Source organism: Singulisphaera sp. GP187 (assembly GCF_900129635.1).
Classification (GTDB): domain Bacteria; phylum Planctomycetota; class Planctomycetia; order Isosphaerales; family Isosphaeraceae; genus Singulisphaera.
The window spans coordinates 1,281,798-1,305,143 of sequence record NZ_FSRB01000002.1 but is presented as its reverse complement, the minus strand read 5'-3'; the positions used below and the strand labels follow the sequence as shown (position 1 = coordinate 1,305,143).

Genomic DNA, 23,346 nt, shown 5'->3' with positions numbered 1-23,346 from the left:
GCGCATTTTGCCAGGCTGTCGCCACGTGATCGGGGGCACTTCATCCGTCGGAAGACAGGGAGCTGACGCTCCCCGCTCGCCTTTGTAAGGCGAGCGAGGAACAACGACCAAGGGACGACACCAATCGTAGTTCAAGGGATTTCGCTCGCCTGGAAGGCGAGCGGAGCGTCAGCTCCCTGTCTTTTTTGCTGGCGGCAATCGGTCAGTCGGTGGCCTTCACGCTCTTTTCGGCCGTCGATCCGCCGATTCGGATCTGATCGGGTGCCCCGGTCGCCACGGTGACCGGGATCGTCCAGACGTAGTTCTTCACGGCGCAGAGGCTCGAGTCTTTGCTGCAGACGAACGAACCGACCGACAATTTGACCGTGAACGAATCGCCCGCCTTGGTCGGCCCCGCCAGGGGAACCTTGATCGTGAAGGATTCCGCGGGCGGATCCAGCTTTTGCCCCCCCGTCGCCGCGGTGGCGAGAATCCCGATCTTCTCCGGGGTTTCGACCAGGTAGGGCATCGCGACGTCAGGGCTGACCTTGTAGCCAGGCTCCAGGGGGAGGGTCACCTCGAAGGTCAGTTCCTTGCCGGGTCCGACCTTCGTCGGCTCGAGAGTGGCCGTCTTCGCCTTCGGGAAGGTGGGATTCCGCTTGGGAGGCGTCGGGGGCGTCAGCCCCGCGATCTCGAGCGTCTTGACGGTCTTCTCGCCGAGGTCGACCACGCGGATCAAACCGTTGTTCGTATCGGCCACGTAGAGGTTCGTTCCCGCCACGCTCAGCCCGCCGGGCTGGTAGAACCGGGGAGGATCATTGGACTCGCCGGACTGCTTGTTGCCGACCAAGGTCTCAACCGCCCGGGTTGCGGGGTCGCAGACCTTGATCTTGTTGTTATACGTGTCGGCGATGTAGAGCTTGCCGTTGCCGTAAGCGACTCCCAGGCAGTGCTGGAGCCGGACGACATCGCCCTTGCCGTCGACGTCCGCAAACACGAAGAGGCCCTGGCCGACGATCGTACGAACCACGGGCTTCCTCTTATCGAGGACGATTTCACGAATCGCCGAGACTTCGGAGTCGGCCACGAACAGGTTGTGCCCGTCGGTCGCCAGGCCGCTCGGCTGAGAGAAGAGGGCCGTGTGGACGGGGCCATCCTCAATGTTCTCCCGGCCCTCGCCCGCCCAGATGGTGACCGAATCCGACGGAATATCGTACCGCCAGATTTGGTGGGTGCCGGCCATCGCGATCGCCAAGGTCTTGGTCCCTGGGATCAAGACGAGGTCCCACGGGCTGCTCAGACTGGTCGCCTTCCCCGCCCCGGCTCCCGACCGGCGATGCCCCTGCTGGCCCGTGCCCGCGACGGTGCTGACCTTCTTGGTCTTGAGGTCGATCGCCCGGATCGCATGATTCTCGGTATCGGCCACGTAAAGCGTGTTCTCGACCAGGCAGAGCCCTTGGGGGCGGTTGAATTCCGCCTTGGCATAGTCGCCGTCGACCAGGCCGATCCCCCCCGAGCCCACGACGACCGCCTTCCGACCGTCGAGGTCGGTCAGGACGATCCGGTTGTGGGCGGTGTCCGCGATGAAGAGTTGCTTGGTCTTCTCGTCGGCCAGCACTTTTCCGGGGTAGAGCAGGGGCGCGGTGTCCGGCTTATCGCTCTCGGCGGAGAACTGGAGCGGGGTCGTGTTCAGATCCCCTTTGGCTTTGTGCTTCGCGACGCGGAGGCCGATTTCGTGGTCGAGGATCGCGTAATTGCCTTCGCCACTGACCTTGCCGATGGGCGTGCCGTCCACGTCGATCAGGACCATTGTCGGCCAGCTATCGGCCCCGAACCGATTCCAGAGGACCTGGTTGGCATCGTTGATCACCGGGTGCTTGATCTGATACTCGGCGACCTTGCGACGAATATTCTCCGTCTGACGCTCCTCGTCGAATTTGGGCGAGTGGACGCCGATCACGACGAGTTCGTCCTTGTACTTTTGTTCAAGCTTGGCGAGGTCGGGCAAGACGTGGTGGCAGTTGATGCAGCAGTAGGTCCAGAAGTCGAGCAGGACGAGTTTGCCGCGCAGCTCTTCGAGTCGGATCGGTCCGGAGTTAATCCAATCGACGCCCCCTTCGAGGCTCAACTTGGGCGTTTCCAGAAACGAAGTCCGCTCGACCGGAATCGTTCGCGACGCCGACTTACCGGTGCGCGGGGAGCCCGCCTCGGCCCGAGTTTTCAGGAGACCGGCCGCGATCGACAAGACTAGCGACGACGTCAAAACGAGGCTCAAAAACCATCGGGCCATGGACTTCGGTTGACGCATGCCAGCGATCCTCTCATTGTCAGCACGGATTAACGTGGGATTCCGACAGTCGTAATTCCAACATTATTGTAATCGAGGAGTAACGAACCAAGGTGGATTATTTTGACCGAGTCGACCTCGGCAAGTCGGGTCCGGTAAGAGAGTGGGGCTCGACCTGGCTGGTAGAGGACCCGGTGGATCGTTAAGATCTGGTGTATAGTAGAGGCGTCGCGGCAAACGCCGGATGCGGGCTTTCCGCTCTTCGAGGAACCGTAAGCGAGGCCGATCCTCGAAGGCCACCCAAGCCACGGGCCGCCGTGGCCCCTGTCTTTCCCGCCTTTGTTCAGCTCGAGAACTTCCGGCATGGATAAATCTCTCGTCTGCAACGCCTCGTCCAAAGACAACGACCCGTTCGGTGAGCTCAAAATCTTCAGCGGGAAGGCCAGCAAGAGCCTGGCCAGCGAGATCGGCGCCAAGCTCGGTATCGACCTGGCTCAATCCGAGACCAAGACCTTCAGCGAGGGGAACGTCTTCGTCCGCGTGTTGGAGAACGTGCGCGGCCGCGACGTCTTCATCATTCAGGGCACGGAGTATCCGGTAAACGACAACTTCATGGAGTTGCTCTTCTGGATCGACGCGTTCCGACGCGCCAGTGCCACCCAGGTGACGGCGGTGATCCCGTTCTTCTCCTACGCCAAGGGAGACAAGAAGGACGAACCGCGCGTCTCGATTCGCGCCCGGGTCTGTGCCGACGCCATCGAGGCGGCCGGGGCCGACCGCGTGCTCACGATGGACCTGCACAGCCCGCAAATCCAGGGGTTCTTCAAGATCCCGGTCGACCACCTCTACGCCATGCCGGTCCTGGTCGACTACTTCCGGAAGAAACAGATCCCCGACTTGGTGGTGGCCTCGCCCGACGTCGGATTCGGCAAGCAGGCCTATCGGTATGCGCAGATGATGCATACCAACGTCGTCTTCGGCAACAAGGTGCGGCACTCGCACGACGAAAAAGCCGAGATGCTCGACATCGTCGGCGAAGTCGAAGGCAAGAACGTCCTGATTGTCGACGACTTCACGATCTCGGGGGGCACCCTCATCGAGATGGCCAAGGCCTGTAAAGAACGCGGGGCCCTCGACATCTACGCATGCGTCTCGCACGGCGTCTTCTCCAAAGGTTCGGCGGAGAAGCTTGCCCGGAGCCCCATCAAGGAGCTGGTCCTCACCGACACGATCGGTCACCGGTTCGAGCCGCTCGCCCCGTGCTGCAAGGTCATCAGCGTCGCCGGCCTGTTCGCCGAGGCGATTCAGTCAATCCACCGTCGCGAGAGCGTCAGCCGGCTCTTCGACTTCTGACGCCGCGCTCGAAACGAGCAAGGCGAACCACGATCCGACCACGCACCGAGGGCCATGGCCAGCCGCCGCCCTCGGCGTTGGCCTCGCTTTGCGCCTCGGTTGGACCGCGTTGACTTCGGTACGACCGCTGCCTAGCATGACTGGAGGCGTTACCTGAACGCGCCGACAGTTCTAGCGGAGGGTGCAGTATGGCGACGGAGCGGCCCAGAACCCTGGGCGAGTTGCGGGCAAGTGGCTATCGGATGGAGTCCGTCAAGGACGAGATGAGGCGCAACCTGATCGCCACGATCCAGGCGGGTCGCCCGCTTTTCCCCGATATCCTCGGCTATGAAGAGACGGTTGTCCCCCAGATCCAGAACGCCATCCTCTCGCGGCACGACATCCTCTTTCTCGGACTTCGCGGCCAGGCCAAGACGCGGATGCTCCGCCAGCTCGTCCACCTGCTCGATGACGCCATGCCGATCATCGCCGGGTCGGAAGTCAACGACCACCCCTACGCTCCGCTTTCCAAAGAGGCGCGCGACCGGGTCGCGGCCCACGGCGATGCCACCCCAATCGACTGGGTCGGCCGCGATGTGCGCTACCAGGAGAAGCTCGCCACCCCCGACGTGACGATCGCCGACTTAATCGGCGAGATTGATATGATCAAGCACGCCGAGGGACGCTACCTCTCGAACGAATTGACCATGCACTTCGGCCTGATCCCCCGGACCAATCGCGGGATCTTCTGCATCAATGAGCTGCCCGACCTTTCGCCCAAGATCCAGGTCGGCCTGTTCAACGTGCTCGAAGAACGCGACGTCCAGATCCGCGGCTACCCGGTGCGGCTCACCCTCGACCTCTGCATGGTCTTCTCGGCGAACCCCGAAGACTACACCAACCGAGGTCGAATCGTCACGCCATTGAAGGACCGGATCGGGTCGGTCGTCCGCACCCACTATCCCTTGACGCGCGAGTTGGGGATCGCAATCAGCGACCAGAACGCCTGGCTCGACCGGACCGGCGGCGAACTGGCCATTCCCATCTACGTCAAAGAGATTATCGAAGAGATCTCGCGACTGGCACGCGCGTCGTCGCACGTCAACCAGCAGTCGGGCGTCTCGGTCCGGATGTCGATCGCCAACCTCGAGAACGTCGTCTCCAACTCCGAGCGTCGCGCGTTGCTCTGCGGCGAACGCTGGATCGTGCCGCGGGTCTCCGACCTGGCCCACGTGGCGACCAGCTCGCGCGGCAAGCTCGAGCTCACGATGTCCGAAGACGATGGGAATGAGGATAAGCTGATCAGTCGGATCGTTGACGAGGCGGTCAAAAACGTGTTCGCTCAGCACCTCGACGCCCGCGAGTTCCGCGCCGCGGTGGGCTACTTCGAGTCGGGCAATGGGATCGAGATGGGCGACACGCTTCCTGCCAAGGAGGTGCTTGCGCGGATCGAGAAAGTGCCTCACCTCCGCAAGCGGGCCGATGAATTCGCACGCCAGGTTCAGCCCGAACTGACCGACACCGACGCCCGCGACATCTCGATCGCCGCCGCCGCCGAGTTCATCCTCGAAGGGCTGCACGTCCACAACAAGCTGAACAAGTCGTCCAAGGCCGGGTCGACCTCGTACAAGCGCTGATGGACGAACGCCTGAAGCTCGCGCCCAACTGAGGAAGGAGTGCTTGTGTCTTTCTACGAATACAGCAAGTGGGACGGCTCTCAAGAGTTCCAGCCTCAGTCGGCGGACAAGGCCTTCGACCAGCTCTCGGAGTACCTCCTCCAGCATGGCGAACAGGTCCTCCGCAACCTCGACGAGTTCGAGGAGGATGAGATTCCCGACCTGCTTCAGCAGATCGAGAAGCAAGGCTTGATCGAGCAGGACGACGAAGGTAAGTGGCAGGTCAGTCCCAAAGGACTGCGACGAATTCAGGAAAGTGCATTATCAAACCTGTTCCAGACCTTTCAGCGCGACGCCGTCGGCAAGCACGACACGCCCCAGAAAGGGGAGGGCACCGTCCGGCTCGACGACTCGCGGCCCTATGTCTACGGTGATTCGCTGGCGAACCTCGACCTCCACGAAACCCTCAAAAACGGCCTGGTCCGCCAGGGGGGGGGATCACCGATCCACTTGCGGTACGAGGATTACGTCGTTCACGACACCGAGTTCCAGTCGCGCTGTTCCACGGTCGTGCTGATCGACATGAGCGGCTCCATGGGCCGCTACGGCAAGTACGCCATGACCAAGAAGGTGGCCATGGCGCTTCAGGCGATGGTCCGTGCCCAGTACTCGCAAGACACGTTGCAGATGGTCGGATTCTATACCTACGCGAACCGGATCACCGAGCGAGAATTACTCAACTCGGCCCCCAAGCCGGTGAGCCTCTTCGACAGCCACGTCCGGATGCGGTTCGACCTCGATAATCCACCGAAGCGCGTCCCTGAGCACTTCACGAACATTCACGCGGGGCTTCGCCTGGCCCGTGGCCTACTGAGCCGGCAAGGGGCGCAGAACAAGCAGATCATCGTCATTACCGACGGCGAGCCGACCGCGCACCTTGAAGGCCGCGAAGTCGTGCTGATCTACCCGCCCTCGGAAAAGTCGGCCTCGCACACACTCGCCGAAGTCCGCCGCTGCGCCGCGGCCGGGATCCGGGTGTCGAGCTTCGCCTTGATCGAAGACTACTTCTATCTCGGCCTGGTCAACTTCGTCGAGGAGATGGCGCGAGTGTCCCAGGGCGTCGCCGCCTACTGCTCGGCCGACGACCTGGGCTCGTACGTCTTCGACAGCTTCATCGGTGGCCGACGAAGCCGCCGAATGAGCCGCTGAGCGAATCAAGAGGTTTTCGCATCGGAATCGCGGGATCCATGGTGGGCCGTGCCCACCCTACAAGAGTTCACATGCGATCTCTTTAAGGGTGGGCACGGCCCACCCTCTTTTTTTCAACGACCCGCCAGAGAGCTCGATAGATTTTTTCCGTTCCGAGGAGTGACCCCCTCAATCCGGAGGGCCTACATTTTACACTTGTCGCAGAGATGCTGGCCGGCTATCCTAAGGGCTGGCGACAGATTCGAGCGTTGATCTGGTTGGGGGGTCTCCGATGGACAAGCCACTCCTGGCCGATCGGATGCTCGACGATCGCGACTTCTGGGCCCCGCGAGCCTGACGTTCAGCATCAGTGGGGCGAAGCCAGCGAGGGTAGCGAACCCCGAAAAACGACGCGTTATGGAGCTTGCCAATGCTGAGTCTCGCCATCATGTGTAGGTGCCTCCTCCTGTGTACGCCGGGAGAACTCCTCGCGTTCAGTGATGCCAAAGACCAGGACGCTCAACTCAGGGAAGAAGCACGCGAGGTCGTCAGCCGGTACGCGAAGGACTTCGACGAGTACGTCAAGGCGTTGCACCAGTCCAAGATCCCTGAGCAGTACAAACAAGCCGAAGAGAAGCGGCCCAAGCCCGTATCGAATGCTGTCAGGCTAGTGAGCTGGGCCGAGCGAAATCCAAAGGAACCCGTGGCTGCGGATTTCCTCGCCACGGTGGTCCGCCATGGCCGCTTTACAGAGGAAGCTCAGAAGGCTGCCAGCATCCTGTCGCGTGACCACTTGGATCTCCACGGCGTCCAGTTCGTGGAGACCGCGACGCAGGTGACCCTCTGGCCCATGCCAGTCGCCGAGAAGTGGCTACGGGCGTACCTCGACAAGAGTCCCAACCGACAGACTCGTGCGATGGCCTGCCTCCAGTTGGCGCTGTTCAAGAAGTGGCTCCGCGAACGAGCGATCCTAGAAATGGACGCCGACTGGATCGAACGGCTCGAGGAAAACTTCGGCAAGGGGTCGACGGGCTACCTCAAGGAACTGGATTCTGACCGGCTGAAGGACGACGCGATTGGGCTCCTCGAGCAAATCGTCGGCGATTTCGGCGATGTCGAATGGTCCGGTACACGTATGACCGACCTGGCAAGGCCACACTATTTCCAATTGTCGAAGCTTGCCATTTCCAAAACGGTTCCCGAGATCGAAGCCGATGACTTGGACGGCGTTCCGTTCCGATTGACTCAGTATCGTGGGAAGGTCGTGGTGCTGACGTTCTGGGCCACATGGTGCGGCCCCTGTATGGCGATGGTTCCCCACGAGCGTGCCATGGTGAAGCGATTCGAGGGTAAACCCTTCGCCCTGCTCGGCGTCAATGGAGATCAAGACAGAAACGCCGCGAGGCGAGCCGTACGAGAGCGCCAGATCAATTGGCGATCCTGGCAGGATGCAGGCGCAAAGAATGAACCGATCTCAAAGACATGGAACGTTCACGCGTGGCCAACTACCTTTGTGATCGACCATAACGGGATCATTCGACACGAAAACCTCAAGGGCAAGATATTGGAGGAGGCGGTGGAGCAACTCCTCCTGGACGCCGAGACCGGCGTGAAGGGCGAATGACCCCGTTCTAAGCCGTTGGTCTTGGTATTCTTTGATCTTCTGATAGATAACCGCGGGGGACAGTAAAGGGGACGAGGCAGTAAAAGGGACGGAGGGAATTCTCAATAAAAATGGGCCCTGAAGAGCGAATTACGATAATTCCCTCCGTCCCCTTTTCTGCCCCCCCCCCCGAGAGAGGATCCTTTCCCCCACCAAGTTAGCTCCGACGTCCGTGGAGTTCGCAACATGAACGATGCAAAACAAGTATGCTCTATGTGCGGCGGGACGAAACAACAAGGCATCATTCGGTTTTCAGGGTCTCCACTTCTTGAACATGTGCGCATGGAGTTCGTTATTCCGGGAGAACAGACGGCGAAGAACCCGTTGACTGCCTTCCGCCAAGGAATCTCCAACGCACAATCCAACCTTGTTTTTGATTCATCAAAAATGGTGCCATATCGATGCAGCAAATGCGGGCATTTTGACATCTACGCAATCGAATGACTTGCTGTATATAGTGATGAACTGAACGCGTAAAAAAACTTTCGCCTCGGCATCGCCGTATCCATGGTGGGCCGTGCCCACCATCTTTTTTCCGAGACTTCCCGCTGATCACCACCACGGAAGGGATTGAGATCCCCCCTCGTTCCCACGGTCCTCCGTGGGAATGCCGTCTTCGACGCTCTGCGTCGTCTTCGATTCTGGAAATGTCAGTCGCCAGAGGACGCGGAGCGTCCAAGACGGCATTCCCACGCGGAGCGTGGGAACGAGAAAAACGCGATTCACTGCCATTTACAGCAAGATTTACGTCAAAACTGCGGTGGTGATCCGCGAGAAGTGTCTTTTTTCCCGCACGCCTGGACCGGCTACTTTTGAAGTGCGGCCCGACGCCCCAGCGCGTCATAGGTGGCGTACTTGTAGAGTTCGGTCAGCGTCGGGTAGTTGTAGCAGGTCCGAATGAACAGGTCGGCCCCTTGCTTGAGCAGCAAGGCCGTCAGCCCGACGTGGACGAGTTCGGTCGCTTGCTCACCGATGACGTGAACTCCTAACAACCGCATGTCTTCGGTTGCAAACAGGAGTTTAAGAAATCCCTTGTCGTCGCCAATGATGTGACCGCGCGCGTTCGAGTCGTAGGTCGCCTTGCCGACCACGTAGTCGATCCCCTGCTTCTGGAGCGACTCCTCGGTCTCACCGGCCATCGAGCACTCGGGGATGGTGTAGATGCCGTAGGGCAGAATCACCGCCATGTCGCTCTTGTACTTCAGGTCGAAGGCGTTGACCATCGCAACGCGGGCCTGCTCCATCGCGGTGGAGGCCAGGGCCGGGGAGCCGATCACGTCCCCCGCGGCGTACACGTGAGCCGCCTCGGTCTGATACTGTGCGTTCACCCGCACCACGCCCCGCTCGTTGACCGCGACTCCGACCCGATCCAGCCCCAAGTCTTGGGTGTTGCCGTTCCGCCCCGACGAGACCAGGATCGCCCCTGGCTGCAACTCCAGGCCCGACTTGAGCCGGACGTCGATCGCTTCGTTCGCCGTAACCGATTCGACCGAGTCATTAAAAATGAAGCGGATCCCGATCGACTCCATCTGAGCCTGGAGCGAGGCGGCGATCTCGGCGTCGAGCGAGCCGACCGCCCGGCCACGCTGCTCGACCACGGTGACTTCGATCCCGAGAATCGCGAACATGCAGGCGTATTCGCAGCCGATCACTCCGCCGCCGACAACGAGCATGCTTTTGGGCATATGTTGGAGTTGGAGGATCGTATCCGAATCCCAGACCCGCGGATCGTCGAACGGGTAAATCGGCGGCCGGAACGGTGACGACCCCACGGCGATGAGAACGACATCCCCTTGGATCCGGGTCTCGCTCCCATCGTTCGAGCGAATGCTGATCGTGTGCGGGTCGACAAACGAGCCCGCGCCGCGGAACAGCTTGACGCGGTGCCGCGACAGGTTGTCGAGAATCCGGATCCGCTCCTCCTGGGTGACGTGCTGCTCGTGAACCAGAAAATCGCGGATCGTGACCTGGTGCTTGATGCTAAGGTTCACTCCGGAGAGGTCGCGGTTGCGGAACCCCGAGAGGAACAGGGCCGTCTCGCGCAGCGTCTTGGAGGGGAGGGTCCCGGTATTGGCGGCTGCGCCGCCGAGGTCCGGTTCTTTCTCGATGAGAGCCACTGACTTGCCGAAATAGGCGGCCTGCGCGGCCCCCTTTTCGCCAGCCGGGCCGGAACCGATGACGATGAGGTCGAACTTGCTGGAATCCATGAGGGAAGGTCCCGCTCTCTCGACCATTGGGAATAAAAGATCGCGCCGCGGTTCCACTGGCCCGCCGGGCATGAGATTATGCCCCGGTTCCGCGGCTGTCAAGTCGTCGGCTGGCCCCACTCGATCGCGGTTCTGGCATGTTGACGGCCCGCCTGAGCCGGTTTACCCTGGACCACAGTCCATTAAGGGAATTCCACACGTGAAAGTCATGCTCGTGCCATCGTCGATCGTCACGGATGGCGAAGAGCCCAGCCAATACTTGATCTCGTACTTGATCAACGATTCCGTTGCCATCGACGCCGGCAGCCTGGGAATCCACGGGTCGCCGAGCAAGCAGGCAAAAATCAAACACGTCCTGATTTCTCATACTCATATCGACCATACGGCCACCCTGCCGATCTTCGTCGAGAATGCGTACGAGGGGAAATCCGACTGCGTCACAATCCACGGCAGCGATACCGTGCTCGAAAGCCTCCGGGGCGACATCTTCAACGACCGAACCTGGCCTGACTTCGTCGCCCTCTCCGAAGGCTCGGCCCCCTTCCTGAGGCTTGAGCGGCTTGAGCCGGACCAACCGCTCGAGGTGGAAGGGTTGAAGATCACCCCGATCTCGGTCAACCACGTCGTTCCGACCCTCGGCTTCCTGATCGAGGATTCCCGATCCGCCGTTCTGATCGCTTCAGACACAGGGCCGACGGACCTCCTCTGGAACTACGCCAACCAGGCCGATCACCTCGACGCCGTCTTCCTCGAGGCCGCATTCCCCAACGCGATGAATGAACTTGCCTCGATCTCCAAGCACCTGACCCCCGCCCTGTTCGGGCTCGAGGTCCAAAAGCTCAAGCGGAAAGCGGCCATCATCGCCGTCCACATCAAGGCGCGTTACCGCAAGCAGATCCTCCGAGAGTTGAGCGAGCTCGACCTATCCAGCCTCCAAATCGGCCAGTTCGGCATGACCTACGAGTGGTAGAATGCAGCCTTTCGCACACCAATAAACCCGCAAACCATCATTCTCACACACCTGAATTTCTATGTTGTTAGACAATCATGTCAGGCTGAAGGCTCACCTCCAAGGAACACCTTTTGACCAGCGTGTTGGTATGAATTGGTGACGGTTGTCCCGCAGAGGCGAGCCCCGGTGGGCCGTGCCTACCCTTCGGAAAGATTCCGATCCTGGCCGCTGACAGGTCGTGAATTGCTTACGAATTGATGATGGGTTCGGCGAAGCTCTACGATCGTCGCTCCGAGTTCCTCTGGAGTCGCTTCGCCGTGCTTGCTATCGGGGCTCGGCCCCCTTCAACGGGAGTGTGGCCTTGGACGATTTCCAGACGGTTTTGGCGTTCCTTGTGTTGGCCGGGTTGGTTTTCGTTTATCGGGAGTTGCTTGGCAGTTTGCTGCGGTTTCTCGCCGATCACCCAAGCCAGGCGGCCATCCTGATTGTGTTGTACGCGATCGTGTATGGCCAGATCGGGAACGCGATCGGAATCCCTTACCTGTTTTGGAACGAAGAGCCGGTGACCCGATTGCTCGCGGCGACGGAGTCGACCTTACTGCTTGCAATTATCGGAATTAGCTCGTATTTCTTGCTCGATGAAGATCAGCATCAGGTCGGGATGCAGCGCGTCGCGGATTTCCTCAGCCGGTGGTCGTTCAAATGGCGTTGGGCATTCTTAGAGCGGGGCCGAGATGAGGCACCAACGGCCTGGGAGTTGACCCGGTTCCTCCGGCTCATGCGACTGCCATTTCTGACGGTGCTGGTGCTTCCAGCCGTGCTTCCGGGGGCCTGGTTTTGCTCGGGAGTGCCGAAGTATGCGCCCGTGGTGGACGCCCAGCGCCAACAGCACGCCTGGTTCCACGGCCTGCCCGATGTGACGCGCAACCCGTGGGCCTGGCTCGTTGGGGTGGCCATCTGGTGCGGCGGTGTCGCACTCGGATTGGGCATGATTAAGCTTGGGATCTACACATTCCCATGGGTGACCCGAAAGCTATCGCGGCCCCTGGTGGATGCGTTGTCGCCGTGGACCGAGGCGCGCATCGCGGATGCGACCGACCCAACTTCGGCCCTCAGAAGACGCAAGCGAGTCACGATGGTGACATTCTTCCTGGTGATGATCACCGTGTACGGGCTGTCGGCCTTGACGTTGTTCTACGATTTCGACGCCCCGCTTCCGTGGTTTCAGTCCGTCGGCTACCGGGGCCTTTCGCCGGCCTTCTGCATTTGCGTCCTGCTCGGGATGGCATCGCTCACCGCAGCCGTCGTCTCGCTGGTCCGCTGGCGTCAACGGGTCGTGCTGATGCTGGGGATTTTCGTCTGGATCGGCCTGGCCAATCACAACGATTTCAAGCTCCGCTTTGAGAATCTCTCGTACGCCACCCGGGCGACGCTGGTGAACGAGGAAGCGAATTTCGGCGACGACACGCCGGACAAGCATCTCGCCTCCAACGACCTGGCGTTGAAGAACTGGTTGGCATACATCCACGAACGTGAGGGCGCTGATAAACCAAAGCTTGTGGTCGTCTGTGTGTCCGGGGGTGCGATCCGGGCGGGCTACTGGAGCACGGTCGTGCTGAGTCGGCTCGAAAATACGGCTGAGCTGGGCCAATTCCATGACCATGTCCGAATGATTTCAGGGGCGTCGGGGGGCATGGTGGGCGCGTCGTATTACGTCGCCTGGCTCCGTTCGGGCCGGAAGTTCGACCTCCCGCGCTCCATCCCGTTCCAGAGCCTCTGGCCCGTCGCGCGGCACATCACGCTGCGCGATCCGGTGAAGATGTTCCTGCCGTTCCGTGTCGGCGACGACCGGGGCATGGCGTTGGAGCGCGATTGGCGAGGGCTCGAAGACCTGCCCTTCGCCGACCTGCGGAACGATGAGGGGGCAGGTCGATTGCCGTCTCTGATCTTCTCGCCGATGACGGTGGACGACGGCCGCCGCCTCCTGATTAGCAATCTCGACCTGCGACGGCTCGACACTCCGACTGGCGTTCCTCCTCGCGCCATGGCCCAGAACCGGGCGGCCGCCCTGTCGGAGGATGAGACGGCCGGCAACGAGTTGCGGCCGTACTCGCTCTCGGCGACCGAGTATTATAAGAAGTTCGCCGCGCAGGACCGGGGGCTGCGGCTCGCGACGGCCGCGCGAATGAGTGCCACGTTTCCTTTTGTCTCCCCCGCCGTGAACCTGCCGAGCGATCCGCCGTTGCGCGTCGTGGACGCCGGATACTACGACAACTACGGCGTGGACGTCGCGGCGGCCTGGATCTCGATGAACCGCGAATGGCTGGCCGACCACTGCTCGGGTGTGTTGCTCGTACAGATTCGCGACTCGGTGAGCCGGCGGGATCGCCTTGGCTATCCACTCCCCGTCGCCAGCGCGATGGAGAAGGCCCTCAAGGGGTTCCAGTTCTTCACGAGCGTCACCGACGGGTTCCTCGCGGCCCGCGTCTCGTCGTCGATGTTCCGCAATGACGCGCAGGTGGCCGCCTTGTGCGACGTGTTCCAACGGTTAACCAACAACAAGGCCTTCTTTACGACCGTCATCTTCGAGAACTCGGCCAACGTCACGATTGACGACAAGGAACACTGGCCCGATCAAGACGACTCCGACCCGTCGCAATTGGTGACGACCGAGGTCGCGATGTCGTGGTACTTGACCGTAGCCGAGCAGCGCGCCATGGACCGCGCCATCCCGAGTGAAGCCGCGGCCGTCGCGACCTTCGGCGAGGAGCATCAGGAGGAGCGGCGGCTCGCCCGTCTCAAGAACCTCAAGGCCGCCGCCAGCGAGTCCAACCAGAACGCGCGACGTCAGGCATACCTCTACCTGCAGTACGAGCGGGCGATGAACTACGAACGTCTCCAGAGCCTGAAGCGTTGGTGGAAGAATGATTACTCTCCCCTCGCTGGCGTACATTCCGCATCGGAATAGGGACTCGAAGGCAGTGAGAAGCTCGATTCGGGAGTACGGATATGGATTATCTCAGTTGATGTCTCCTCGTCGCCGCCTGCCGGATCGAACGCGACAGCAAGGCGGGCCTCTCCGCTGATGTCGCGTCGATTTTCAGCCGACCAGGATCGATGACACCTTGAGTCAGAACGCATCCACCGATTCTGTTGAGGAGGCTTCATGGCTTTCTTGCGTTTTCGGGTCCCCCGCAATCGAGTCGGCTCGCCCCAGCAACTCGATGACGTGCTGCTGCAACATCGCCAGGTGCAAGCGGAGGTGATAAAACTCCTTCATGTAGCTCAGTGGAACATCGACATAGGCCACTTGGCTCCCGATGTCTTGAAGCCGCGTGAGTTCCATGTCCAACTCAGGGCCCGATAGCCCGGTGATCAGTCGCTGGTCGATTTCTCGCAGGTCGGAATACCAGAGGTAAATCTTCCGCCTTGTCCGCCAGCGCATCAGCGGGGGAGTCACCCGGAGCAACGGCATCATCAGCATGATCAACGGGATGAGCATGACCTTGGCCCGATCGACCAGCGAAGCCACCCAGAACGGGAGGAGTCGCTGCAGCACGGGCGGGCCGGACTTGTAAAAGTGCCTTGCGTCGTCACTCACGGGGAAGTCGCAATACGAGGAGGAGGGGAACTCACCCGGTTCGGAAACCGCGTCCCCCTTGCCGTGGATCCGGGTGGCGGTCGTGAGCAGGAGTGGGACCAGGGCGGGGTGGAAATCCTTACGAACCACCAGCACGGCCGTGGGCGCCAGCAGAGCGACATCCTGCCTCGGAATGTTCTGGCCCAGGTCCACCAAGCCTGCCGGCACGGTGACCGGGGACAGGAATCGAAAACGGCGATGATAGGCCTCGTGCTGTTCGAAATTCAGGAGACTCACACGGCCATCGTTCAGGAGGTCCTGAATGTAGTCGGCCTCGAAGGCGGCGACGAAGAACGCGGCATCCAACTCTCCGTTCTGCAACGCCTTGGCGGCAGTCGCGACTTTCTCCGGGACCAGCACCGCCCGCGAATTTTCCTTCGCGGTCTTGGAGTCGATCAGACCGTTGGCGGCAAGCAACTGCATGGCGATCGGGTAGGTCCCGCTGCCCGGCGGACCGACACCGATACGTTTGCCCGCGAGCTGACTGAGGCGTTCCAGCGGCTTGTCGCCGCGGTAGAAGACCCACAACGGCTCGCGGTAGAGGCTCCCCAGGGCATAAAACCGCTGTAATTCGTCGGGGCTGGCCAGGCCGCTCTGAATGATGGCGACCGCCACGCCCGAGTCTTCCTGCCCCAGCGCGCGCAGGTTCTCTACCGAACCCGCCGTCTCCCGCACCTCAACGGACAGTCCTTCCTTTTGCAATTCCTCGGCGTATTTCTGGGCAAAGTGGAAGTAGGCCCCGTTCCGGCCTCCACTCGCGATCACGATCTTGCGGGGCGGTGGCGGCTCGACGAAGATCATGTACGTCGCAATCAGCACCGCCAGGCAAAAACCGAGGACCCAAACCCAAGCGGCGAGCGCGGGCTTGCCCTGGCTGCGGTGCCTTGGCGGCGTCACGATTGGCAAAGATGAGGATGACATAGCCCAATCTCCAGAAATCCCCATGGAAGTGCCAGACGGCTCGCGACTCCGAAGGCGTCGAGGTCTTCAATCTTAGCCCATTCCGGGTGCGAATGACGCGACGCGGCTCGTCCCAGCTCGCCCTCGTCACCCGTTGAGCGAAGCCGGGCGAAATCATCCAGGTTCGACTCCCACCTTCATTGTGGGATTCCCCACACTGATGATGGGCTGCCCGTTGCCTCGGTCGCAACGGGCAGCCCCGACTTATCCCGGCAAAAGGTAGATACGCCCGACATTGCTGGATTCCGCCTCTCACGATGCCATCCGCGCGTCTTTGGTCTCAGGGGATTCGATGACAGGGAAGAACGCCAGTTTCGGGGTTTCCCGTCACAAACGCCACTGAGCCGCGTTCTTCTACGCCGAGGTCGGGCGCAAGGGTACGCGTCCTACTTTGGCCGAACGGATTTGGTTCAGGGGGAATTATGGCGTGGTTCTCTCGGATCTCGCGGTTCGGCGACGTCCACTGGGTCTTCGGGCAAGAGCAGCAAATCTCGTGTGGGGTGGCCTGTGTGATCATGGCCGCCTTCAAGATCAACAAGATTGCCCCGGGGACGAAAGCGTTGTTCAGTGAGGCCGACATCCTCGCGAAAGCGACGGCGATGTTCGGTCCCAACCCGCTGGGGTCTGGGGGGTTCAGTAACCCGCAGATTCTTCAGGTGCTGAATCACCCTGACCTCAAGATGACCGGCTGGAACTTCAAACGGCTGGCGACCAGCGATGTCCCGGGCAAGATCATCCAAGAGGTGGGGGTTACGGGCGGTTTCGGCGTCGTCATCTCGGTCAAGCCGATGATTGTCGGGATCGACTGGAATGGTGGCGGTGGCCACTGGGTGGTGGTTGACACGGTCCGCACCTTCATGGGGAAGAAGTACGCGACGGTTTGCGACCCTTGGGACGCCAATATCCACATCGTCCCGCTGGAAGAGAATCAGACTTTCAAGTACACCGGGCAACCCGCCATTGGGTTTGATTTCTGGGGCCAACGGCACAACTACGACACGCCGAGTGTCGGGGGGGCCTTCCTCGGCGACGTCCTTTGGAGGGCCTAGTCAGAGGGTCAATCCGATCGTGCGGGCCGGCCCGCGGTGGAATCGGAATCGGGGACGCAGACGATTTCGCCGGAGGCAAGGCGGTAGGCGGTGCCGAGTTTTTCACCGGAGCCTTCGAGCTTCTCCTGGCTGACGCGATATTGCTTGATCGATTGCGCCCGGGGCAGGTTGACCGATCGGGGATCGCCTGCCTGGGATGGAGCGCCGTTTGGGGTCGTGGCCCGACGGGTCGACCCCGCGAAAACGATCAGGATGGCGATCGAGAAGACCATCCAGAGGTCGAACAGGTTGACCAGGCCGGCGAGTGGGTCGTTCTCTTCGCGCGTCTCCCAGCGGCGCGGACGGCGATCACGCATCAGCAGGCGCTCCGATCGGACTCTCGAGGCAGGCTTGTTCCTGCTTGGGGCGGATCGTATCGAGGACGAATTCCAGGTCGCTGAGATCCTGGTCGTACCAATTGCGACGAAGGACGCTCGCGGCGTAGGCCAGGCCGCCGATCAGGAGCCCGAAGACGGTCGAGGTGAACGCGATTTCGAGGTTCTCGGCCAGCGAGCCAAGGTCCTCCGATGCCAGGCCGCGGAGCGCGGGGCCGAGTGGAAGCAGGGTGCCGACCAGGCCGAGCATGGGGCCGACGCGGGTCGCAAACGAAAGCCAGGAGAGGCGCCTGGCCATCTCGATCTCGAGGTCGTCGAGGCCCTTCCTCAGGCCGGCCTGGCCCCGATGATCCACCGCGCGAAACCAGGCCTGAAATCGCGCGGGGTCGCCGCTCAGAGTCAGTTGGCGGAACGCGGCGCCCTCCTCGTCGCTCCCCGCCTTGAGGCTGGCCAGGTACGTTCTCCAAACCGATCGTGCCCGCCGGCGCTCGAGAGCCTCGCGGGCGAGACCGCCCAGCATCCAGAGGGTGGCGGCCGACATGACGGCCAGGACGACCAGCACCGGTGTCAGCAGGACGCCGGTGACCATGAACAGGATTTCGACAAGCCGATCGGTCATGCCCCCCTCCTTCCCCAAAGGAATCCGCCCACGATCAGGACCAAGGTGGCTCCTCCGAGGACCCAGACCGTGAGGTCCGCCGCGCCCGGCTTCGGATTCGTTGCGGGGGGTGAGGGCTCGAGGCGTTGGCCGCGGACCGGAGCGGCGTTCGATGCGGAGGAATTGGCAGGAGGGGCGTCGGCCTTCGCCTGGCTCTCGGTCGGCGGTTTCGCGACCTCGGGTTGCGGCTTCACCTCCGAACCGTTCGCTTGGCCCTGGCTGGGGGACGACTGCGGCGGCGGAGTGGATCCCAGGGCCGTGGAAGCGACGGGCGCGGGGCCGGGACCGGGACCGGGGGCCGGAACCAAGCCGGCGACGGGCGCAACGGGGGGGCGGACCCGTCGAACCGTGCATGGTACTGGTTTCCGAGCCCCGCCAGTTCCGCGACTCCGGTGTTGGTCAGGGTTCGTTCGACGTATTGCCGGAGCGGTCCGTTCCCTCCGCTCCGAAAGCCACCGTTGTCGCCGTGCCGTACGACGGAGCGGGCGTAGGCTTCCACCAACCGTCGCGTCGTCGCGGCATCCGCCTTCCAGTAGCCTTTGCGGATCGACTCGAGCATCGTCGCGGACAACTCCTGGAACGCGAATGGGTTCTCCGACTCGAACCATTGTCCGATCGACAACCCGAGTTTATCTTTCATAAAGATGGCATCAATCTCCTCCCAGGTCTGCCGCGGAATGCTCCCCTCGCGGACGACCTCCCACCCCATGCTGTTCGAGACCATGTCGGCGACCTGGTCGGCCCCGGCGTATCCTTCTTTCATCATCCCTTCGATCCATTTGCGGTTGAAGAGTCGCACGCGAAACTCACGGGCGAGCGCATCCTCCGCGCGGATGACGCCGGCCCGATCGAAGTCGCGGACGTCGGAGAGCAGGAACTCGGGCGCCTTCCCCGTCAGGTGCTCGACGGCCATCGCGAGCTGGCCGCCGTGGAGCCACATGTACTTATTGGCCAGCGGCCCGGTCATGTGGTCGGACCAGCTTCGCAAGACGGTGTCGGTCCCCTGGATCTGGCGGTCATACGCTTCCGGCGCGGGTTCGCCCCAATGGCCCTTGGTGTACACGTTCTTGGCCTGCGACAGGTAGTGGGCGATCACCTCGTCGCGGGTGGTCCACGACCCCGATTGCTGGATGTACGCGAAGTTGCCGGGCGACCCATACTCCCCCGGCGCGACGCCGAAAATCCGGGCCCGGGACAACGCCAACGCCCGGCCTGCTTCAAGACCCTTCGCCGTCAACTCCTCGCGAACCCGCTCGGAATTGATCCGGACGACGTTGTCGTTCTCGGCCAGTTCGGCGACCAGCCGGATCGCCTTATCGATCAGCTCGAGCCGGCCGGGCAGATTCAGCGCGTACAGGCCGCCCGGGGCGATGAAGACGTCGACGCGCGGCCGCTTGAGGATTTCGGAGGGGATGACCCGCACGTCGTTGACCAGGTCGCGTTCGTCCCAGACGGGCTCGACGCCCAGGCAATAGAGAATTTGAGCCTCCATCACGCCGTAGTCACGAAACGTGGCGTGTGGCCGGAGGTCGAACGCGATCTTCGCCGGGCAGTGCCCCTTCTCCTTGAGCGAGCGCTCGAGGAGCTGATCCACCAGCTTCTTGGCGAGTTCCCATGACGGTCTGGTCGGGATCTCCTCGGGATTGAGCATGTAGAGATTTCGACCCGTTGGCACGGCGCCTGGGTTGCGGATCGGGCTGTTGACCGGGCCGGGCGGAATGAAGCGGCCGTCGAAGGCGGCCAGGAGGTTGTCGATCTCGTCGGTTGTCTTGGCGAACCGGCGATTCAGGTCGATCGCGAGCACGAGCCCTTTCTGAACCTCGGGCGGTAGGTTTGCGCCTGACTTGCCGCCGATGGCCGTGACGGCGTCCATCGGACTGAGGTCACGTCTGACGACCAGTTCGACGGCTTCTTCCGCCTTGTGGCGGAGGTAGAGAACGCGATCACCAGGGAGGCGGGTCTCCTCCGGAGGGACGGGCACGACCTGGCCGAGCGCCTCGAGGAATTTCCTCTTGAGGATTGTCGTGAGGAACGGAACCATCAGATCGTCGCGGGGCGGCTCGCCCAGAACGTGGAGGCTGATCGGGGTTGTCTCGCCTTCGATGTCGTGGAGGTACTCGACGACTTGGTGGATCTGCTCGGGCGTGAGCGGCGATCGTGGTTCCTCGGCCAGTCCCGCCTCCTTTGCCAGGTGGAGCCGGACGACGTCGGACGTGATTTGGCGGCGGAACCCTTCGCGGAGCGCACCGGCTTCGAGGCTGTCCCATTTGTCGATCAAACTATGGAGATTGAGCAGGTCGTCGGAGAGGCCCGCGGTGACGATTGGCGGCGTCAGGTGCCCGAGCGTCACTGCATAGGCCCGCCGTTTGACGGGGGCGACCTCGCCGACGTTGTCGATGATCCAGGGGTTGATGTTCGGTGTCGAACCCATGAGGATGTCCGGCCAGTCGCGGTCGGAGAGCCCGACTGGGTTAGCCGGCAGGAAAAACTCCGAGCCATGCGTGCCGAAGTGGACCAATACGTGAGCCTTGAACGATTCTTGAAGCCAGAAATAGGTGGCGATGTAGTTGTGAGGCGGGGGCGTCAAACCTTGGTGAAGCAAGCTCGGATCCTGACCCTCGCCGCGCAACGGCTGGGGCAGGAGGATGATGTTGCCCAGGTCGATTCGCGGGATGACGATGAAGCTTTGGCCCTGGTCATTCTTCCAGACCATTGCGTTGCCGGGGGCAGGCCCCCAGTGCTTGGCGACCTCGCCGCGGACCGCTTCGGGAACGCGTGTGTTGAGCCACTCGAGGTAGGTTGCGACGGGAAGCAGGACCGCCTGACCGCTCGTGGCCAGGCGGTTCAAATCATTCTGGTTCCACATGCCGTATTGCCGTCCCCGCTCCTTGAGCCAGTCGATCAACTCATTCTCATGGTTCGGGACGGCATTCAGGGAGTAACCGTCGGCCTTCAGCGACTTGAGGACTTTGACCATGCTCTTGGGCGCATGGAGGTGCATGCCGGTGGCGCTGCCGCGCATCAGCTCGTTCTGGCCGGCTTCGCGGTCGTAGTAAACGAACGCGATTCGTTTCTCGGCGTGAGGTGTCTTGCGGAGCGCGATCCATGACAAGGCCCGCTTAACGATGTGTTCAATCCGCTCGGGAATCGGCGTGAACGATTCGGCACTCCCACCGCCGTGGACGGTCCCCGCGCCGATCAGGGGTTCGATCGCGCCGAGGTGTTCCTGACCGATCACCTGAAAGGCGGCGTCGCCCTGGGTGAACCCCCCGAGGTTGTGCTGCCAGAAGTCGATCGAGTTCCGTCGAAAGAAGAGGGAATGCATGTGAGGGGCGTCGAGCCTGGTCCGTTCTTCGACGGTCTCACCGCTGTGGCAGGTGTGAATGATGACGTCGGGTTTGAACGTGTCGACCGGCTTGGTGTCAGCGGCCTGGGGGCCGCCGTCGGTGAAACCGGCCGCGAGGACCCCCTTCGCCTCCAACGAACGGATCAGGGCGTCCACCACCCGGGGCTGCTGATAGTCGAGGTGGGCGGTGTGAACCATGATCGCCGCGCGCGGGAGCCGGCCTGGTTCGCGTCCCTTGGTGGACGACCAGGCCAGGAACGCGGGAACGGATTCGAATCGCCCGTCGTGGTCGGGATGATAGGGGCCGGTCGCCGTTTCGTCGGACTCGGCGGGAGGAAGGATTTCCCCGGCCTGGCCGAGATACTTGATCGAAACGTAGATCAGGAACCGGCGGAGGTTTTCGCGGGATCGGGGAAAATACTTCGAGACTTCCGGGTCAGTCTCGACCGGATTGGCGTCCCCTCGGTCTTTGAGGAAGGCGACCGCCGCGCTCCCTTCACGCCCCACGGCGAAGATCCGCGTTGCGGGATTGGCACGCTTGGCCGCGAGGAACTGGTCGCGGTAGGCGTCCTGATCCTCTTCTCGCGTGTGCTGGATGAAGACCAGGCGGTAGACAGAGAGGTCGCTCGCCTTTTGGGCGATCTGATCGTCGGAGATGTACTCCACACGCAGGTTCAGCCCTTTGGCAAAGCTTTCGAGCGTCTCGAAGACTCCGCCGTGCAAGCCGATGAAGGCGATCCGGGGCGCATCCTGGGGGAACTGAGACCACGCCGGGGCCTCACCAAGGACCATGAGGAGGCCAATCAGGATCCCGAGAGAACGTGTTATCATGAGTGAATCCTGGTGTGAACGTGCATGTTGTCTCGTGCTGCCGTTGCGGGATCGGTTGCAATGGGAATGAAGATTGGCGTGAAGACTCGAGTGGATTTCGGGTGAAAAGGGGGGGCCTGCTCCGCGGTGATTCTGATGGTGGGCCGTGCCCACCCCACAAAATCACGCATGTTCTTACTAGAACTGATCGCTGCCGATCACTTCTCCGCCGCCGCGGGTGGCGAGTGCCCGCCAACTCGTCAGGGCGACGCTGTCTTTGAGGAATTGGATGTGGCCGTCCGCGAAGAGGACGTTGACTCCGCCGGAATGATAGCTCCGGGAGCTGAGCAGGCCGTTGGTGTCACCGGCGCAGTCGGCTTTCTTGTGGTTCGGGGGCCAGTAGTGATTGAGCGTGGAGCCCCCCGACATGCTTCCGTGAAACCAACGGCTGCCGCGAGTGCCGCTATAGGCCGGGATCGCGTCGCAGGCCTCTTCGGTGAAGGTGGAACTGTAACCTCCTCCCCCTTTGTAATGCGCCCGTAGGTCGAATGTCGCTGGCGCGGTGGCGTCGATTCCGCTCCCCTTGATCGACTCAACGAATGCCGAGGTGTTCGAGAGGCCGTCGGTGATGTCGGCGAACCGGACGCGCGAGCCGTCGAACATCAGGCCGTTCCCGTTGCCGTTGGACATCAGGCCGGTGCCGGCGACGGCGAAATAATTGGTCGGGCCCAGGTCGGGAGTGACACGGTCGGCCTTGGGATCGCTCGGACAGGCGTAGGACGGGATCATGAAGGCGATGGCGGTGGTGTTCGCCATGTCGAAGTTGTTGCGCGCGTTCGGAGCGGTGGAGTGGTCGAAATTGATCGCGTTGTACAGGGCTCCTCCCTCCAGGTGAGGAAGGATCTGCGCCAGCGACGACCAGTAGTGAGGCGAGTTGGTTCGGGCGGAGGGGAGGACAAGATGAATCCCCTCGTAATTGTGCATGGCCAGGCCGATTTGCTTGAGGTTGTTCGTACATTGCATCCGCCGCGCCGCTTCGCGGGCCGCCTGAACCGCGGGCAAGAGCAAGGCGATCAGGACCGCAATGATTGCGATGACGACCAACAGCTCGATCAAGGTGAATCCGGGACGTCTCATCGGCGTTTCTCTCGGGTCTGACCCTCAACGTCGACCCTTGGGGGGTCGGATGGGCCGGATCGACGGCGAGCCGAGTCGTCTTAGGCATTTCATGCGCCGAACCTGACGGCCTGAGCTAACTCCAGGCAGCACAAAACTTATCGGTGAT

At 61.9% G+C, this 23,346-nt stretch carries 16 protein-coding genes; 8 read left to right on the top strand and 8 right to left on the bottom strand.

The annotated features are described in order from the left end of the window. Window positions 1-202: 202 nt before the first annotated feature. Entirely contained in the window at window positions 203-2,287 is a 2,085-nt protein-coding gene (locus tag BUS42_RS29585) for a thioredoxin-like domain-containing protein (protein ID WP_074313039.1), read from the bottom strand. Window positions 2,288-2,629: 342 nt separating this feature from the next. Between BUS42_RS29585 and BUS42_RS29575 the strand changes: the two genes are divergently transcribed. The 5 genes from BUS42_RS29575 to BUS42_RS43185 all read left to right on the top strand — a co-directional run bounded on the left by BUS42_RS29575 (window position 2,630) and on the right by BUS42_RS43185 (window position 8,509). After that, the gene (locus BUS42_RS29575) at window positions 2,630-3,619 is read left to right on the top strand and encodes a ribose-phosphate diphosphokinase (RefSeq protein ID WP_074313035.1); all 990 of its coding nucleotides are present in this window, start codon (window positions 2,630-2,632) and stop codon (window positions 3,617-3,619) included. Window positions 3,620-3,807: 188 nt separating this feature from the next. Further along, window positions 3,808-5,235 (top strand): sigma 54-interacting transcriptional regulator, encoded by a 1,428-nt coding sequence (locus BUS42_RS29570; protein WP_074313033.1) that lies wholly within the window; start codon window positions 3,808-3,810, stop codon window positions 5,233-5,235. A 45-nt stretch (window positions 5,236-5,280) separates the two neighbouring features. Next, window positions 5,281-6,423, top strand: coding sequence for a VWA domain-containing protein (locus BUS42_RS29565; protein WP_074313031.1), 1,143 nt, complete (start codon window positions 5,281-5,283; stop codon window positions 6,421-6,423). Between the two features lie 409 nt (window positions 6,424-6,832). Beyond that, the gene (locus tag BUS42_RS29560; protein WP_074313029.1) at window positions 6,833-8,026 is read left to right on the top strand and encodes a TlpA family protein disulfide reductase; all 1,194 of its coding nucleotides are present in this window, start codon (window positions 6,833-6,835) and stop codon (window positions 8,024-8,026) included. A gap of 225 nt (window positions 8,027-8,251) precedes the next feature. Next, entirely contained in the window at window positions 8,252-8,509 is a 258-nt protein-coding gene (locus BUS42_RS43185) for a hypothetical protein (RefSeq protein ID WP_143206560.1), read from the top strand. Between the two features lie 362 nt (window positions 8,510-8,871). Here the strand turns inward: BUS42_RS43185 and sthA are convergent, their stop codons facing one another. After that, entirely contained in the window at window positions 8,872-10,272 is a 1,401-nt protein-coding gene (sthA, locus tag BUS42_RS29555; protein WP_074313027.1) for a Si-specific NAD(P)(+) transhydrogenase, read from the bottom strand. Window positions 10,273-10,480: 208 nt separating this feature from the next. On the opposite strand from sthA, the gene BUS42_RS29550 reads away from it, so the two are divergent. Beyond that, window positions 10,481-11,242 carry a 3',5'-cyclic-nucleotide phosphodiesterase gene (locus BUS42_RS29550; protein WP_254054022.1) on the top strand — a complete coding sequence of 254 codons (762 nt, stop codon included), beginning with the start codon at window positions 10,481-10,483 and terminating at the stop codon, window positions 11,240-11,242. 343 nt (window positions 11,243-11,585) lie between these two features. Continuing rightward, window positions 11,586-14,192 (top strand): patatin-like phospholipase family protein, encoded by a 2,607-nt coding sequence (locus BUS42_RS29545; protein ID WP_074313023.1) that lies wholly within the window; start codon window positions 11,586-11,588, stop codon window positions 14,190-14,192. Between the two features lie 162 nt (window positions 14,193-14,354). On the opposite strand, the gene BUS42_RS29540 is transcribed toward BUS42_RS29545, so the two are convergent. Further along, a complete protein-coding gene (locus BUS42_RS29540) occupies window positions 14,355-15,785 on the bottom strand; it encodes a TAXI family TRAP transporter solute-binding subunit (protein ID WP_083670782.1) in 1,431 nt (476 codons plus the stop codon). A gap of 461 nt (window positions 15,786-16,246) precedes the next feature. On the opposite strand from BUS42_RS29540, the gene BUS42_RS29535 reads away from it, so the two are divergent. Beyond that, window positions 16,247-16,873 (top strand): hypothetical protein, encoded by a 627-nt coding sequence (locus BUS42_RS29535; RefSeq protein ID WP_074313021.1) that lies wholly within the window; start codon window positions 16,247-16,249, stop codon window positions 16,871-16,873. An 8-nt stretch (window positions 16,874-16,881) separates the two neighbouring features. Here BUS42_RS29535 and BUS42_RS29530 read toward each other — a convergent pair whose 3' ends face one another. The 5 genes from BUS42_RS29530 to BUS42_RS29515 all read right to left on the bottom strand — a co-directional run bounded on the left by BUS42_RS29530 (window position 16,882) and on the right by BUS42_RS29515 (window position 23,198). Continuing rightward, entirely contained in the window at window positions 16,882-17,229 is a 348-nt protein-coding gene (locus BUS42_RS29530; protein ID WP_074313019.1) for a DUF2149 domain-containing protein, read from the bottom strand. Next, window positions 17,222-17,866 (bottom strand): MotA/TolQ/ExbB proton channel family protein, encoded by a 645-nt coding sequence (locus BUS42_RS29525; protein WP_074313017.1) that lies wholly within the window; start codon window positions 17,864-17,866, stop codon window positions 17,222-17,224. Before BUS42_RS29525 ends, BUS42_RS29530 begins: the two co-directional genes overlap by 8 nt. Continuing rightward, a complete protein-coding gene (locus BUS42_RS45540) occupies window positions 17,863-18,099 on the bottom strand; it encodes a hypothetical protein (RefSeq protein ID WP_254053875.1) in 237 nt (78 codons plus the stop codon). The genes BUS42_RS29525 and BUS42_RS45540 overlap by 4 nt, the downstream gene beginning before the upstream one ends. Beyond that, the gene (locus BUS42_RS29520; protein WP_254053874.1) at window positions 18,096-22,082 is read right to left on the bottom strand and encodes a cobaltochelatase subunit CobN; all 3,987 of its coding nucleotides are present in this window, start codon (window positions 22,080-22,082) and stop codon (window positions 18,096-18,098) included. Before BUS42_RS29520 ends, BUS42_RS45540 begins: the two co-directional genes overlap by 4 nt. Before the next feature lie 177 nt (window positions 22,083-22,259). Then, window positions 22,260-23,198, bottom strand: a complete 939-nt coding sequence (locus tag BUS42_RS29515; protein ID WP_074313015.1) for a DUF1559 domain-containing protein — start codon at window positions 23,196-23,198, stop codon at window positions 22,260-22,262. Window positions 23,199-23,346 lie beyond the last annotated feature (148 nt).

Coding starts and splice junctions, on each gene's coding strand:
- BUS42_RS29585 (WP_074313039.1), bottom strand. CDS start 2,287: ATGCGTCAACCGAAGTCCATGGCCCGATGGTTTTTGAGCCTCGTTTTG.
- BUS42_RS29575 (WP_074313035.1), top strand. CDS start 2,630: ATGGATAAATCTCTCGTCTGCAACGCCTCGTCCAAAGACAACGACCCG.
- BUS42_RS29570 (WP_074313033.1), top strand. CDS start 3,808: ATGGCGACGGAGCGGCCCAGAACCCTGGGCGAGTTGCGGGCAAGTGGC.
- BUS42_RS29560 (WP_074313029.1), top strand. CDS start 6,833: ATGCTGAGTCTCGCCATCATGTGTAGGTGCCTCCTCCTGTGTACGCCG.
- BUS42_RS43185 (WP_143206560.1), top strand. CDS start 8,252: ATGAACGATGCAAAACAAGTATGCTCTATGTGCGGCGGGACGAAACAA.
- sthA (WP_074313027.1), bottom strand. CDS start 10,272: ATGGATTCCAGCAAGTTCGACCTCATCGTCATCGGTTCCGGCCCGGCT.
- BUS42_RS29550 (WP_254054022.1), top strand. CDS start 10,481: ATGCTCGTGCCATCGTCGATCGTCACGGATGGCGAAGAGCCCAGCCAA.
- BUS42_RS29540 (WP_083670782.1), bottom strand. CDS start 15,785: ATGTCATCCTCATCTTTGCCAATCGTGACGCCGCCAAGGCACCGCAGC.
- BUS42_RS29535 (WP_074313021.1), top strand. CDS start 16,247: ATGGCGTGGTTCTCTCGGATCTCGCGGTTCGGCGACGTCCACTGGGTC.
- BUS42_RS29530 (WP_074313019.1), bottom strand. CDS start 17,229: ATGCGTGATCGCCGTCCGCGCCGCTGGGAGACGCGCGAAGAGAACGAC.
- BUS42_RS29525 (WP_074313017.1), bottom strand. CDS start 17,866: ATGACCGATCGGCTTGTCGAAATCCTGTTCATGGTCACCGGCGTCCTG.
- BUS42_RS29520 (WP_254053874.1), bottom strand. CDS start 22,082: ATGATAACACGTTCTCTCGGGATCCTGATTGGCCTCCTCATGGTCCTT.
- BUS42_RS29515 (WP_074313015.1), bottom strand. CDS start 23,198: ATGAGACGTCCCGGATTCACCTTGATCGAGCTGTTGGTCGTCATCGCA.